At 60.3% G+C, this 14,980-nt stretch carries 11 protein-coding genes; 4 read left to right on the top strand and 7 right to left on the bottom strand.

The genetic code is table 11. The features are described from left to right. Positions 1 to 13: 13 nt before the first annotated feature. The 5 genes from fhuB to mrcB all read right to left on the bottom strand — a co-directional run bounded on the left by fhuB (position 14) and on the right by mrcB (position 8,723). Positions 14 to 1,996 (bottom strand): Fe(3+)-hydroxamate ABC transporter permease FhuB, encoded by a 1,983-nt coding sequence (gene fhuB, locus ABLU95_RS15975; RefSeq protein WP_086075008.1) that lies wholly within the window; start codon positions 1,994 to 1,996, stop codon positions 14 to 16. Continuing rightward, positions 1,993 to 2,883 carry a Fe(3+)-hydroxamate ABC transporter substrate-binding protein FhuD gene (fhuD, locus tag ABLU95_RS15970; RefSeq protein ID WP_348879931.1) on the bottom strand — a complete coding sequence of 297 codons (891 nt, stop codon included), beginning with the start codon at positions 2,881 to 2,883 and terminating at the stop codon, positions 1,993 to 1,995. Before fhuD ends, fhuB begins: the two co-directional genes overlap by 4 nt. Next, positions 2,883 to 3,680, bottom strand: coding sequence for a Fe3+-hydroxamate ABC transporter ATP-binding protein FhuC (fhuC, locus tag ABLU95_RS15965; RefSeq protein ID WP_086075010.1), 798 nt, complete (start codon positions 3,678 to 3,680; stop codon positions 2,883 to 2,885). Before fhuC ends, fhuD begins: the two co-directional genes overlap by 1 nt. A gap of 45 nt (positions 3,681 to 3,725) precedes the next feature. Next, positions 3,726 to 5,933: a ferrichrome porin FhuA gene (gene fhuA / locus ABLU95_RS15960; RefSeq protein WP_032452784.1), complete on the bottom strand. Its 2,208-nt coding sequence runs from the start codon at positions 5,931 to 5,933 to the stop codon at positions 3,726 to 3,728. A 234-nt stretch (positions 5,934 to 6,167) separates the two neighbouring features. Further along, positions 6,168 to 8,723, bottom strand: coding sequence for a bifunctional glycosyl transferase/transpeptidase (gene mrcB / locus ABLU95_RS15955; RefSeq protein ID WP_032455574.1), 2,556 nt, complete (start codon positions 8,721 to 8,723; stop codon positions 6,168 to 6,170). Positions 8,724 to 9,100: 377 nt separating this feature from the next. Between mrcB and ABLU95_RS15950 the strand changes: the two genes are divergently transcribed. Both ABLU95_RS15950 and gspS read left to right on the top strand, forming a co-directional pair. Continuing rightward, positions 9,101 to 9,247, top strand: a complete 147-nt coding sequence (locus ABLU95_RS15950; RefSeq protein ID WP_044521095.1) for a hypothetical protein — start codon at positions 9,101 to 9,103, stop codon at positions 9,245 to 9,247. Between the two features lie 62 nt (positions 9,248 to 9,309). After that, positions 9,310 to 9,684 carry a type II secretion system pilot lipoprotein GspS gene (gene gspS, locus ABLU95_RS15945; protein ID WP_023292031.1) on the top strand — a complete coding sequence of 125 codons (375 nt, stop codon included), beginning with the start codon at positions 9,310 to 9,312 and terminating at the stop codon, positions 9,682 to 9,684. 39 nt (positions 9,685 to 9,723) lie between these two features. On the opposite strand, the gene gspB is transcribed toward gspS, so the two are convergent. Next, positions 9,724 to 10,281 carry a type II secretion system assembly factor GspB gene (gspB, locus tag ABLU95_RS15940; RefSeq protein ID WP_065882740.1) on the bottom strand — a complete coding sequence of 186 codons (558 nt, stop codon included), beginning with the start codon at positions 10,279 to 10,281 and terminating at the stop codon, positions 9,724 to 9,726. Positions 10,282 to 10,536: 255 nt separating this feature from the next. Beyond that, positions 10,537 to 13,827 (bottom strand): pullulanase-type alpha-1,6-glucosidase, encoded by a 3,291-nt coding sequence (gene pulA / locus ABLU95_RS15935; RefSeq protein ID WP_348879930.1) that lies wholly within the window; start codon positions 13,825 to 13,827, stop codon positions 10,537 to 10,539. Between the two features lie 184 nt (positions 13,828 to 14,011). Between pulA and ABLU95_RS15930 the strand changes: the two genes are divergently transcribed. Both ABLU95_RS15930 and gspC read left to right on the top strand, forming a co-directional pair. Next, complete coding sequence (locus ABLU95_RS15930; RefSeq protein ID WP_168380065.1) at positions 14,012 to 14,149, top strand: hypothetical protein; 138 nt, start codon at positions 14,012 to 14,014, stop codon at positions 14,147 to 14,149. After that, on the top strand, positions 14,134 to 14,976 hold the full coding sequence (gene gspC, locus ABLU95_RS15925; RefSeq protein WP_348879929.1) for a type II secretion system protein GspC: 843 nt from the start codon (positions 14,134 to 14,136) through the stop codon (positions 14,974 to 14,976). Before ABLU95_RS15930 ends, gspC begins: the two co-directional genes overlap by 16 nt. Positions 14,977 to 14,980: the final 4 nt, after the last annotated feature.

Here is a 14,980-nt window from a genome sequence, read left to right as displayed (position 1 = left end):
CAAACGCCACGCGTTAGCGGCTCTGCTTCCTCAGCAAATAGATAAAGTACGGCGCGCCGATAAAGGTCGACAGCAGCCCCGCCGGGATCTGGTACGGGAACATGATCATCCGTCCGCACCAGTCGGCGAAGACCAGCAGCAGCCCGCCAGTCAGTCCGGAGATCACCATATGTGGCAGCGTTCGCCGGAAGCCCATCATGCGCGCAATATGCGGCGCCATCAGCCCGACGAAGCTCAGCGGGCCGATGGTCAGCGTCGCCGCCGCCGTCAGGCAGGCCGCCAGCAGCAGCAGAACAATCCGCGATGACGTCAGCGCCATGCCCACCGCCCGCGCCGCTTCCCCGCCCAGCGGCAGGATGGTTAACCAGCGGCGACAGAGCGGCGCCAGCGCCAGCAGGACCAGCATCACCGCGCCGCTGCGTATCACCCTCTCCGGCGTCGCGCTGTAGGTCGACCCCGAGATCCACGTCAGGATCTGCGCCATGCGCGGATCGCCGCTGGCCTGCAGCATCATCAGCAGCATGGTGAAGGCGGTACTGAGCGCCATCCCCGCCAGCAGCATCCGATGCGGCGAGAAACCGCCCCGCCCGGCGGCCAGCATAATGATCAGCAAGGTGGCCGCCGCGCCAAGGCTCCCGGCCGGCAGCAGCCAGCCAAAGGCGTCGCCAGGCACGAAGAACAGCATCAGCACCACGCCAAAGGCGGCGCCGGAGCTGATGCCCAGCACTTCCGGGCTGGCCATCGGGTTGCCGGTCAGGCGCTGGATAATACATCCGGCGACCGCCAGCATCACCCCGGCGAACAGCGCCGACAGCACCCGCGGCCAGCGCCAGGGCAGCAGTTGCTCCAGCAGATCGCCGTGAGCCCACAGCCAGCCGTGGGCATCGCGACCAAAGGCCAGCGCCACGCTCATCGCCAGCAGCAGCAACGCGACGCCCCCGAGAACAAACCATTGCACGTGATAGCGCTCAGGCTGCACGTTATCGCCGCCGTTCATCACCGGGGCGCTGATGCTGCGCAGCCGCGGCAGCAGCCACAGCAGCAGCGGCGCGCCAATCAGGGCGGTGACCGAGCCGGTGGAGACTTCCCGCCATACCCGGCTCAGCCAGAGGATCACCTGATCGGAAAGCCACAGGAGCAGCGCGCCGATCAGCGCCGCCAGCAGCAGCCGGGCCAGCAGTCGACGGGCGCCGAGCATTTTCGCCAGCAGCGGCGCGAACAGGCCGATAAAGCCGATAATCCCGACCGCGTTGACCAGCAGCGCGCTCATCACGATCGCCAGCGTCAGGGCGCCGAGGCGCGCCAGAGACAACGCCAGCCCCAGGTTGCGCGCCACCCCGTCATCGAGCCCCATCAGAGTCAGCGGACGCAGCAGCAGCAGGGTGAGTATCGCCCCGCCCAGCAGCTGCGGCCACAGGCGCTGCGCCACGCTCCAGTCGGTTTGCGTTAGCGTCCCGGTGCTCCACAAGAACATACTCTGCAGCTGGTCGTGATGGAAAATCACCATCAGCTGGTTAAGCGCCCCGCAGTAGAGGCTGACCACCAGTCCCGCCAGGATCAGCGTTACCGGCGACAGACGCTTGCCCCAGGAGACGCCAAACACCAGCGCACCCACCAGACAGGCCCCGGCCAGCGCGGCAAACTGCGACGCCAGCACGCCAGGGATGGCCCACAGCGTGGTGACCGTTATCCCCAGCTGCGCGCCGGTGGCGACGCCAAGGGTGGTCGGCTCCGCCAGCGGATTGCGCAGCACCTGCTGGAACAGTACGCCGACCAGTCCCAGCCCGGCCCCCACCAGCAGTGAAACGGCCACCCGCGGCAGCAGGCTGTAATGAAACAGCATCTGGGCAATCTGATCGCTATCCGGCTGCCGCAGCGCCTGCCGCCATTGCGCATAGGGCAAGGCGACATTGAGATTGACGATACTCAACGCGAAGGCGGCAACCAGCAGCGCGGCCAGCAGGATACTGGCTAATGGTGAAATACGCGTATTCATGCCGGACTCCCCTGGGCCTCGGCCAGCACGCGGGCAAAATGCATCGCCGACAGCGTCGCGCCATAGAACCACACCGCCGGAACGCGCTGAAAGCGCCCCGCGCGCACGAACGGCATCGCCTGCCACAGCGGGGTCGCCTGCAGCTGGGTCATCTCCCGCTCGTTACCATGATCAAAACAGATCACATCGGCCTCGTTAAACGCCGCCAGCCGGTCGATGCCAACGCTAACGCTGCCCCAGAACGCCGCTTCGCCGCGCCAGGCGTTTTTAATACCAAAGCGGTCTAGCACCTCCTGGAACAGGCAGTTTTCGCCAAACACCAGAACGTGGCGCGGATCGAGCAGGGAGATCATCAGCAGCGGACGGTCGCCGCGTCCGGCAAAGCGCGGCTTCAGGTTCGCCATCAGCGCCTCAAACTCCGCCAGGTGGCGCTGAGCCTGCTGCGGTTTGCCCAGCAGGTCAGCCATCTCCAGCAGCGAGCGCTGAGCCATCGCCAGCGGGCGTTTGCCGTCGCTAAAGGTGAATCCGCGACCGGGGGCGATACGCGCCAGCTTCTCCGGCGACGGGCCGTAGCCTGCTGACCAGACGATAAACGACGGTTTCATCTGCGTCAGCAGCTCAAGATTGGGTTCAGTGCGCAAACCGACATCGATCACCGAGTCGGGCAGCGCGGGCTCGTTCACCCACAGGCGATAGTTAGGGATATCGGCCACGCCGTAAGGCGTGACGCCCAGCGCCAGCAGCAGCTCCGCCGGCAGCCACTCCAGGGCGACCACACACTGCGGGTCAACGTTCGCCGCCTGCGCGCCGCGCATCTGCCACAGCAGCGGCGAGAGCGCCATCGCGGTCAGCAGGCGACGTCGGGTTATCTGAGTCGGGGTCATCATTAATAGACAAAGCTTACCGGCGCCGCGCCGGCCGGGTGCGGCAGGATCCCCATCGGGATGCCGTAGATTTGTTCCAGGGTATCGCTGCGCATCAGTTCCACCGGCGTCCCCTGGGCGATCATTTCCCCGCCGCGCAGGGCCACCAGATAGTCGCAGTAGCGGGCCGCCATATTAACGTCGTGCAGGACGGCGATCACCGTCAGGCCGCGCTGCTGGCTGAGACGATGCACCAGCGCGAGGACATCAACCTGATGGGCGATATCCAGCGCCGAGGTGGGTTCATCGAGCAGCAGACAGCGGCTATCCTGCGCCACCAGCATGGCGATCCACGCCCGCTGACGTTCGCCGCCGGAGAGGCTGTCCACCAGACGATGGGCGAGCGGCTTCAGCCCTACCAGCGCAATCGCCTCTTCCACTTTCTCGCGGTCCGCCGCGCCAAAGCGACCCAGCGCGCCGTGCCACGGATAGCGGCCGATCGCCACCAGCTCGCGCACCGTCATACCTTCGGCCGGCGGCAGCTGCTGCGGCAGATAGGCCACTTTGCGGGCAAAGGCTTTGCTGCCCCAGCTCTCCAGCGGCTGGCCGTCCAGCAGCACATCGCCTGCGGAAGGCGGCTGATGGCGGCCAAGCATTTTCAGTAACGTCGACTTGCCGGAGCCATTATGGCCGATCAGGCCTGTGACTTTTCCGGCCGGGAAGGTGAGCGAGAGCGGATGGAGCAACGTGCGGCCAGGCACACGGAAAGTGACGCGATCCAGCGCGAAGGTGGTTTCTGCGTGCGGAGTCTGTTCCTGCATAGCGATAACCTGATAAAGGGCGCGGCGAACCGCGCCCGTAGGTGGTTAGAAACGGAAGGTGGCGGTGGCGACGACCTGACGTCCGGCCCCCCAGTAGCAGGCGTATTCGCTGTAGCAACTGGAGACATATTCGCGGTCGAACAGGTTGTTGACGTTGACGCCGACCGACGAGCCCGGCAGGCCAAAGCGCGCCAGATCGTATTTCACCGTCGCATCCATCAGCGCATAACCGGCCACACTAAAGGCATCATTTTTCTTACCGGTGCTGGTGTCATTTTTGTAGTAGCTGACCGTTGAACCGATATAGCGCGCCCCGGCCCCAATCGTCAGACCGCTCAGCGCGGTTTCGTGGAAGGTATAATCCGCCCACAGGGAGGCCATGTTACGCGGCACTTCCGCCGGACGTTTGCCGTTGAACACTGTATCGTGAGTGTACTCCGCATCGGTGTAGCTGTAGGCTGCGGTGACGTTAATATTGGCGTTCACCGCCGCCTTCGCCTCCAGCTCAAGGCCACGGGAGCGGATTTCGCCGGTCTGGATGCTGAACGCCTGGTTAGCCGGATCCGCCGTCAGGTTCTTGTCTTTGGTCAGCTGATAGACCGCCGCGGTGACCACCACCGGCATATCTTTCGGCACATATTTCACGCCGGCTTCATACTGCTTACCGCGCGACGGATCGAACGGCTTACCGCTGCTGCTGGCGCCCGATACCGGTTCAAACGATTCGCTGTAGCTGAAGTACGGAGAGATACCGTTATCGAACAGGTAGTTGATGCCGCCGCGCCAGCTGAACTGCTGGTCGTGGTTCTCCGCCAGGCTGTTGGTGGCGCGGGTTAACGTTGAGGTCGTGGCGTAATCGTAACGGCCGCCCAGGGTCATCACCCATTTATCCCACTCCATCTGATCCTGCGCGTACAGGCCAGTCTGCTCCATCCGGTTGAGCACCGCGTACGGGAAGGTGACCTGAATATTCGGGTTGCCGTACTGCGGATTGTTCATGCTGATGGGATCCGCCGTCCCGTAGTCGGCATCCACATCGTTACGCATCCGCGAGTAGTCCACGCCGGTCAGCAGGGTATGGCTAACCGCGCCGGTGGCGAAATCAGACTGCAGCTGAGTATCGACGGTGAAGGTGTTCAGGTGCTCGTCGGATCGCACATAGGCGCGATTCATGTAGCCCGGCGCGACATAGCCGTTGCCGTACACCGAACGATAGAGCGTATGCACATCGGCATAGCGCAGGTTCTGCCGCACGGTAAAGGTGTCATCGAACTGATGGGAGAAGCTGTAGCCCACCATCTTCTGGCGGCGGGAGATTTTATTATCCGCCTCGCCTTCGTTGAAATCGGTCGGCAGCTTATGCGCCTTACCGTTGGCGTCGTAATACGGCACCACGGTGCCTTCGCGCGGCAGCCAGCCGTAGTAGCCCGCATCCGGATCATTCTGGAAGTTGCTCAGGAAGGTGAAGTCGGTTTTATCATCCGGACGCCAGCTAAAGGAGGGCGCCACCGCGTAGCGGGTCGATTTCGCCATCTGCTGCTGGGCATCCTGGCTGCGGCCCAGGCCGGTCAGGCGGTAGGACCAGACGCCGGCATCATCAATGGCGTCGCTGAAGTCAAACCCGGTCTGCCACAGATTGTCGGTGCCCATCTTAAACTGCACTTCTTTCAGCGGCTCGGTGGTCGGGCGTTTGCTGACCATGCTGACGATACCGCCCGGGTTGCTGTTGCCGTACAGCACCGAGGTTGGCCCGCGCATCACTTCCACGCGCTCCAGGAAGTAAGGATCCATGGAGACTTCAGAGTAGTTATTCCCCTGCAGCTTCATGCCGTCCAGATACTGGTTGGTGTTGACGGTCGTCGAGGTGGTGAAGCCGCGAATGGTGACCACGTCATAGGTGGTCGAACTGCCGCGGGTGGAGAAGACGCTTGGCGTATAGGAGAGCGCCTCTTTTACCGTCGTCGGCTGGCGCATCTCCATCTCCTGGCGCGTCACCACCGACACAGACTGCGGCGTTTTTTCTATCGGGGTATCGGTTTTCGTCGCCGTGGCGGAGCGTTTCGCCGCGATGGTCGGCGCCGGTCCCCAGGCGCTTTCCTGGGCGGCCGGGGCAGCAACGACGGTGATGGTTTCTTCTTGCTTCGGTTGTTCTGCTGCCTGTGCGTAGACAGACATGCCGCTAACCGCCGTGGCTACTACAGCTGCGACTTTACGCAGCGAGTGGTTTGGCTGAGCAGTTTTTGGACGCGCCATGGGTATATCTCTGATGAAAGTGAATGATAACGTAAACGAGAATTATTATTATGACGGGCGATATAATAGGCGAAACGTTGAAGGCAAGGCAAGCGATATGCCTGTCGCTGCGGGTTGAAGGCTGAATTAATAACCAGATAGTTATTATGGAGTTAAAGAGCCGTTAACTTTTTTACAGGCATAAAAAAACCCCTTAATACTTTCGTCTTAAGGGGTCTGGTCTTAGGGCTTAAATCAGTTACTGCCGAACATATCCTTGATCCAGCCCGCGACGCCGTCGCTCTTCTCCTGCTGCTTCGGCGGCTGCTGTTGCTGCTGCTGTTGCTGCTGAGGCTGCTGCTGCCCGGACTGATTGAACGGGTTGTTCGCTTCCTGCTGCTGCAACTGCTGCTGCTGCATCATCTCGCCCTGGCGGCACAGCGCATCCGGCTGCGTCGTCCACACCGGCAGCGAACGCATACCGCCGCTGCAGACGAAGTTGCCGTTGCTGTCCACGCCCATGTCGACCACGTCTTCAGGCGCCGTCAGCACCAGCGGCGTTGGCGTCTGGTTCGCCAGATAACGCTGGTAAATCGACATCGCACCGCTGGCGCCGTACAGTTTGGTTGGCTGGTTATTATCGCGACCCACCCAGGTGATGGTCACCTGGCTACCGTCGATCCCGGCAAACCAGGTATCGACGTTATTGTTGGTGGTCCCGGTTTTCCCCGCCAGATGGAGGCCCGGATACTTCGCGCCCAGCTGACGCCCCGTCCCGCGCTGCACCACCTGCTGCATGGTCCACAGCGTCATGTAGGCCGCCTGGGCAGGCACCGCGCGCTCCGCCTGCGGGTAGCTCTGATACAGCACCGTGCCATCTTCCGCAATCACTGACCGCAGGGCGGAGAGTGGCGCACGGTTGCCGCCGCTGGCGATGGTCTGGAAGGCCTGGGCCACTTCAATTGGCGTCAGGTTCAGCGCGCCAAGCAGCATCGCCGGCACGGCGTTGAGCTGATTCTTCGGCGCCCCGAGTTTGGTCCAGGTATCGACCACCGCCGGCAAGCCCAGCGCCATCCCGAGGTTAACCGTCGGCACGTTCATCGAACGGGTCAGGGCATCCACCAGCATCACCTGGCCGCTGAAGCGACGATCGTCGTTCTGCGGCGACCAGGTCTGGCCGTTGGACAGGCGAATAGTCACTGGCGCATCGGCGATCCACGTATTCAGGCGATACTGGTTCGGCTGGCTCAGCGCGGTCAGATAGGTCGCCGGCTTGGCCAGAGAACCAATCGACCGGCGGGCCTGCATCGCACGGTTGTAGCCGGCGAACTGCGGCTCCGCGCCGCCGACCATCGCCCGCACTTCACCGGTAAAGCGGTCCACCACCACCATGGCGGTTTCCAGATCTGCCAGCTTGCGCTGTTTCTTCAGTACCGGGATCCCTTCGGTGGCCGCTTTTTCCGCGGCATCCTGCGCCACCGAGTCGAAGGTCGTAAAGATCTTCACGCCGGAGAGATCTTTCACTTTATCGCCCAGCTTCGCCTGCAGCTCCTGACGCACCATCTGCATAAACGCCGGCTGTGGTGAAATCACCCCGCCACGCGGCTGCACACCCAGCGGACGCGCGCTCAGCATGTCGTACAGCTCCTGGTCGATGACCTGCTGCTGCTGCAGCAGGCGCAGCACCAGATTGCGTCGCTCAAGGGCCAGTTTCGGGTTGCGCCACGGGTTATAGACCGAGGCCCCTTTCACCATCCCCACCAGCAGCGCCTGCTGGTCGAGGCTCAGCTCTTCCACCGGACGGCCAAAGTAGTACAGGCTGGCCAGCGGGAAGCCGCGAATTTCGTTATCGCCGCTCTGACCGAGGTACACCTCGTTCATATACAGCTCAAGGATGCGATCCTTGCTGTAGCGGGCGTCGACGATCAGCGCCATGTACGCTTCGTTGGCTTTACGCCAGTAGGAGCGTTCGCTGGAGAGGAACAGGTTTTTCACCAGCTGCTGGGTCAGGGTACTTGCCCCCTGCACCGTCCGGCCTGCCGTCAGGTTCGCCAGCACCGCACGGCCGATGGAATAGAGGCTGATACCATCGTGCTCGTAGAAGTGGCGGTCTTCGGTCGCCAGCAGCGTATCCACCAGCAGGTCGGGGAAGCCGCTGCGCTTCACGAACAGACGCTGCTCGCCGTTCGGCGACTGCAGCATGGTGATAAGCCGCGGATCGAGGCGGAAGAAACCGAACTGGCGGTTGTTATCCATATTCTCGATGGTTTCCAGATGGTCGCCGTCGAAGGTCAGACGCGCGCGCACCTGCCCTTCTTTACTGTCCGGGAAATCGAACGGACGGCGGATCATCTCGATGCTGTTGGCCTGCACCGTATATTCGCCAGGACGCGTCATCGCGCTGACCTGACGATACTGGGTGGCGTTCAGCAGACGCACCATCTCGTTTTTGCTGATCTGCATGTCCGGCTCAAGGTTCACCATTCGGCCATAGACCGCGGCCGGCAGCTCCCAGACTTTACCGTCAATGCGGCTGCGGATTTTCTGGTCGAGGTAGACGCCATAGGCGGCAATCAGCACCGCGAAGACAATCCCCAGCTTGACCAGCAGCCACAGCCAGCTGCGCTTACGACGAGGCTTGCCACCTTTGCCTTTGGCTTTTCTCGGCACCGGTTTCTCATCCTCATAATCATCGTCATCATACTCGTCGTCGTAGTCCTCTTCCCGGACCCGGCGACGGGTGACTTTCTGTTTTGTCGGACGTGAGGGTCTTCCCTTACGTCCGATAGGCTCGCGGTCATCTCCCGCCATGCTTTTTCTCCGCAACGTTCAGGCGCAAAGGCCTGATTCTCAATACTTCCCCTGTTCAGAGGAAGAAGAAATCTCTCAAATTAACGTCCTGGCTGCTTACCCTCGGGACGACAACCTGCTGGCGGGCAGAACGCGCCGCCATCTTTCAAAGGGTTGGTTTGCTTCGTTTCACATGATACTAACAATAAAAATTCACCATAAAATCATTGTGTTAAACGCATCACTGGCAGAATGAGTCAGAACATAGCACGTAATGTTCAGGGCATACAGGATAGCACTAAAATGCGACATTCTTAACCAGCATTTTACCTCGTACTCACGTAACAAGATGGGAAAGAGTATGTTTTTTAATAACATAAAAAATGACGCTCGCCCTGATGCCAAATGCGGCGGCATCATCTGCCGCAGAAAATATATTTTCCGGCCGCCAATGTTTATTATTGAAAGAAGTAAAGGGGATTAATCGAGTTTCTGCCAATAAAAATGAGAGCCTGTTAACATTTATGCAGAATCATATTTTATGATGACACCAGGGAAATATTTGTTAAACTAGCGGCCAGTGATTCATTATTTTGATTACTCTACTATGCGCATTCCGCTTATATTTCCGCTTTGCGTGGTGGCCGTGCTCTCTGGCTGCCAACAGAAACCCGCCTCAACGCTCAGTCCGGCCATCAGTAGCCAGGCGCAGCTCGAGCAGCTCTCGTCCGTGGCGGCAGGAACGCGCTATCTCAAGAATAAATGTAATCGTAGCGATCTGCCCGCCGATGAAGCTATTTATCGGGCGGCGGTGAATGTCGGTAAAGCGCGCGGCTGGGGAAATATTGACCCGGCAACGTTAAGCCAAAATAGCGACCGGCTTTACCAACAGCTTTTACAGGACAGCACCCCGGAAGCCGCGCAGTGCAGTCAATTTAATCGCCAGCTTGCTCCCTTTATTGCCAGCCTGCGCGGCGACTAAGCAAAATATCTTCAACGCGCATTTTATTGCGCGTGCCCCTTATTCGCCTTTCGGCTCCTCGTCAATTTTCCCGCCGGGCCAGTCCTCCAGCGCCGCGAGGGTAAAGGTCGTGCCGTTGAAGCTAAAGATCGTCACATCCTGCTGGATCTGCTCCACCACCAGATTGGGCAGCGGGGAGTCGCCCTCCGTCCACGCTTTGCCATTTAACACAATGCTGCGCTTTTCCGCTAACGAGGCGTAGACATGCGCGCTATAGCGCAGAGGCGGCAGCGTATCGCTGTCCACCACCGGCGCGGCGGGCGCGCTGGGTTTTGTCGCCGGCGGCGGCGTCTTTGGCGCGGCCTCTCCGGCAGCGGTTAACGGCAGAAGCGCCGCATGCGCCACCGGCAAGGGCAGCGGTTGCGGCGGTGCCGGATGACGCCACTGCTCGCCGCCAAACCAGCCGAGCGCGAATAATAATCCGGCGTACAGCGGGATAATCCAGCCTGGGATCTGCACCATCCGGCCGCGGATCACCGGCGCGTCCGCCTGCGCGGAAGGCGGCTGATGCGCCACCAACGGGGGGATCCCTCTTTCACTGTCATCACGAACAATCACCACGATCTCCTGTTCCCTCACGATAACGAGAAGGCGCCCTTACGGGCGCCCCAAACGGCTGACAAAGCGCAATCTTCAGGGATTGCCCGGCGGCGCTGCGCTTGCGCGGGCCTACAGCTAACTGCATAACGGTTTGATATTGCAGTCCTTCACAGGCCGGGTAAGGCGAAAGCCGCCACCCGGCAGAAAGGCGGCACAGTATCAAACCAGGTTTGTCATCAGCCAGAGGCGCCCTTACGGGCGCCCCACGTCACGTTATTTACTGCTCACCGGCAGGCCGGCGCCCTGCGATTCGCCCTGCGGCAATTCGAGAACGGCAACCGACCAGGCCGGCAGCGTGACCGAGCCGTCAGCGGCAATCTGCACGCCGCTGGCCAGCGAACGGTCGCCCGCCGCCTGCTGGATGGCGCTCAGCTGGAGCGATATGCCGGCGAAATCCTGCAGCGTCCGGCTTTCCGGGGCGGCGTTAATCGCCACCACGATGCCGTCGACGCGGCTGTCCAGACTGGCGCCAGCCTGCATCCCGTCATCGATGGTCATCACCAGCAGACCGGTCTGCTGATCGGCGCCGGTATTGCGGAAGTCCACACGCTGCATCACCGTCGCGCCGTCGCCGAGGGTAAACAGCGGAGATGACTTACGCAGCGCGGTCAGCTCCTGATAAAACGCGGTCATCTGCTTGAGCTCGGCTTCACCCGGGGTGGCCACCAAGTCCTTCACGCGGGCGATGATGTCATAGTTGCTGCCATCATCGCTGCTGCGCGGCATACCAACGTTGTAGTTGTTGTCCTGCAGGGAGTAATCCACGCGGTTAAACCAGTCGCCGGAATCATACGAGTCGCGGGTAAAGGATTTGGAGCGCAGCAGCTCCGAGCCCTGCTGGTCAAAGGCGATCCCCTGGCCGAGCATGACCGTGGCCAGCGACACCGCCTGCATCCGGACGCGGGTGTCGAGATCCGCCTCCTGAGCGGCTTTGTAGCTGATCATGTCCCACAGCGTCTGGTTGTCGTGTTTTGACACATAGTTCACGACTTCCGTCGGATCAGCCGCGTAGCCGCCAGGCGCGCCGTTATAGTCAATCTCGCTGCCTCTCTTCACCGCGCCGTCTTTGTCGATCAGCACGAAGTCCGCAAGGTTACCGGCCATGCCGAGACGGGTCAGATCGGCGAGATGGCGCGCCTGATCGTCGGTCAGGGTGGTCAGCTCATTCGGCAGAACGCCGGCCCCGCTGCCCACGCCCTGGTTCTGGCGCAATGCATCGCCGGAGTCGAACGGTCCGCCGCCGCGCACGGCGTCGCGCAGACGATCGGAGAAGGTGCCGATCCCGGTGCCTTTGAGATTGATTTGCGAGGCAATTTCAAAGCGATCGCTCTGGTTGGAATCCCAGCCTTCACCAAAGAAGTAGATATCCGGGTTCAGCGCTTTAATGCGCTCCCAGGCCGAGAGGATCTGCGCTTTCGGGTGGTAGCCCATCAGGTCGAAGCGGAAGCCATCGATCTTATAATCGGTGGTCCATACCGCCAGTGAATCGGCGATAAGCTTGGCGAACATCCGGTGCTCTGGCGCCGAGTCGGAGCAACAGGTGGCCGATTCCACGCTGCCGGTGGTTTCGTTCAGACGCTGATAGTACCAGGGGACGATCTTATCCAGCACCGAGGTGCGGTCGGTCGGGCCGGCGGCGTTGGTGTGGTTGTACACCACGTCCATAATGACGTTCATTCCCAGATCCTGCTTGATCGCCTGAATCATGGTGCGGAACTCTTTAATGCGCGCCGTGCCTTCCGGGTCGGTGGCGTAGGATCCTTCCGGTACCGTGTAGTGGAACGGATCGTAGCCCCAGTTATAGGAGTCGGTCTGCGCCACCAGCGTATTCAACGCCTGCACCTGCGGGTTATCCTTACTGTCGTTCTGCTTCAGCTGAGTCAGCACCTCTTCAACCGTCGAACCGCTGTCGCAATAGCCCGCGAACTCGCTGCTCTTCACCGCGCTGTTGACCTCGCACAGGCGACTGAACGGCTGCTGAATATCGGCGACTTTGTCGCTGAACTCATTGACCGTCGCCAGATCGAAGACCGGCAGCAGCTCAATATGGGTCACGCCCGAGGCCGACAGCTGCTTCAGATGCTGGACCATATTGCTCTCCTGGGCGGTGAGCGCCAGATACTTACCGCGCAGCTCCGCAGGAACGGTTTGATCCCAGGCGGAGAGATCGCGAATATGCGATTCGTGGATCGTCATCTTCGCCAGGTCAGCTTTGGTTTTCTGCGCGTGCGGCATCGTCAGCCCGTCCCAGCCTTCCGGCTTCAGCGCGCTGTCGTTCAGATCGACCACCTGGCTGTACTCCGAGTTGGTCGACAAACTGTGGGCGTAGGGATCGGTCACTTCGTACTGCTCGACTTTGCGCGACTGCGGGTGGTAGACCGTCATCGCGTAGCGGTAGAACGCGCCTTTCAGGTCGCTCCCTCCCTGCCAGGACCAGGCGCCGGAGGCGCTGTCGCGGGTCATCGGGTGACTGGCAACCACTTTCTTGTCCGCACTGTAGAGCACCAGCTCGACCTGCTGCGCCGTGGGCGCCCAGACGCGGAAGGTCACGCCGCTATCGGTCAGCTGGGCGCCATAGCTCAGCGCCTCGGCGGCGGCGGCATAGGTATCATCCAGCACGCCGGCGGTCTGCACCTGGGTGGCGGAGCTCAGTATCCCGTCGCTTTCGGCGGATATCGCCACCGTCTCGCCCTGCAGCAATTCCTCGACGTTGACGTCATCCGGCAGCTTAAAGGCAGGATAGCTGGCGAGATGCGGGAAGCGCATGCTCACCTGCTGGCTGACGGTGGTCGGGGTCAGCTTGACATACTTATCGGTAAATTCGCCGTTACTGTCGGCGGCCACCTTACTGCTATGGCTGTAATAGAGACGCACAATGGGTTTATTTTCCCCGCCCGGCCACAGCAGAGTGGTCTTATCGACCCAGTGCGCATCGGCCAGCGCCACGCCAAAGGCGGCGCGGAAGGCGTCGGCGCGGGAGTCATAGACCGCGCTGTTGCCGGCGATGACCGATACCGTCCGATCGGTGAAATCACTGAAAGAGACGCGCAGGTCGCTGTCGATAAGCTTATTGGTGCCATCGCGGACGATCACGTTGATACACCCGCTCTCTTTAGTCAGCGGGATCACCCAGTAAGGGCCATATTTGTCGCTGCCGGTCGGCGTGGTGCTGACATCATTCCAGTCCGCCACCGGCGCGCTCAGCGCATCACAGGTTTCGTTATTCCACAGATAGAGGTTTTTGCTGGCATAGTCGGCCGGCGTGCTGCTGGTGATGCCGGCGATATCGACGAGATGAATGACAGCCTGGTTGGCAGAGGCCTGTACCGCTTCGCCAGGGACGGCAACGTCCGGTAAACGGACGACGACATCCTGCGGGTCGGGCGTGCCAGGATTACCGGGTTCGCCAGGTGAGCCAGAGGAAGAGGAGGAAGAGCTGTTATCACAGCCACTCAATAATACTAACGATCCAAGAAATAGGGCATGACAGGTATATCTGAGCATTCGATAGTCCCTAATATGCTTATTAAATTATAAAAGGTAAGAAAGGATGAATATCTTTACAGCGCGCTAATTAGATATTTTTGCTTTCTCAGGCGCAATCATCCCCCACAAATGAGAGGGGGGCGTAGGAAGCCGGGGGAGTAAATGAATAAAGGGAATGACGACCGCAAACCGCAAACTGATTATGATTCGCCACGCTTATCGCCACTCTCCGGCAATAATTCATTCAAAAGCCAATAATCACCTACCTGTTTCGGTAGGGTATTACGCCAGCGTGCAGAAAAATAAATTAGCAAAGGAATTAAAATGCCGATTTCTGTGATGGGGTTAACAAATATAAATAAAGGGGTAATTAAATTATTACCCCGATTTGTGACGCTCATCATATTAATAACCGCCATTCCGCAGCTGGCGAAATTAACCTGGCGAGTGGTATTCCCTGTCAGTTCTGAGGATATTTCCGCCCTGCCGTTAACCGCGCCTCCGGCAGCGGAACCGGAATTAAAAAACGTGCGGCCCGCATTTACCCTGTTTGGCCTGGCGACGAAAAATCCCCCCGCGCCAGCGGAGGCCACCAGCCTCGATCAGGTGCCGGTTTCCAGCCTGAAGCTACGCCTGGCCGGGCTGCTCGCCAGCAGCAACCCGGCGCGTTCCATCGCGATTATTGAAAAAGGAAATCAGCAGGTTAGCCTTAGCGTCGGCGATACCACCCCAGGATACGATGCACAGATCGCTGCCATCCTGCCAGACCGGATCATCGTCAACTATCAGGGGCGCCAGGAGGCCATTTTATTATTTAACGATACCCGCGCGTCGTCGTCATCGCCCGCCGCCGCGCCCCGTCCGCCCCTTATGAAGCGACTCCGTGAGCAGCCGCAAAATATCCTCACTTATTTAACGATTTCGCCGGTACTCAGCGGCGACAAACTGCAGGGCTACCGACTTAACCCTGGCAAAGATGCCTCGCTGTTTCGCCAGGCCGGCCTGCAGGCAAATGATTTGGCGATCGCCTTAAATGGCATCGATTTACGCGATCAGGAACAAGCGCAACAGGCGCTGCAGAATCTGGCCGATATGACCGAAATAACGCTAACCGTTGAGCGGGAAGGCCAACGACACGATATTGCTTTCTCCCTGGGGGATGAATAATTGC

This window comes from Klebsiella sp. GG_Kp146 (genome assembly GCF_040061975.1).
Lineage (GTDB): Bacteria > Pseudomonadota > Gammaproteobacteria > Enterobacterales > Enterobacteriaceae > Klebsiella > Klebsiella quasipneumoniae.
The sequence above is the reverse complement of the archived record's forward strand: the minus strand, read 5'-3'. Positions and strand labels throughout refer to the sequence as shown.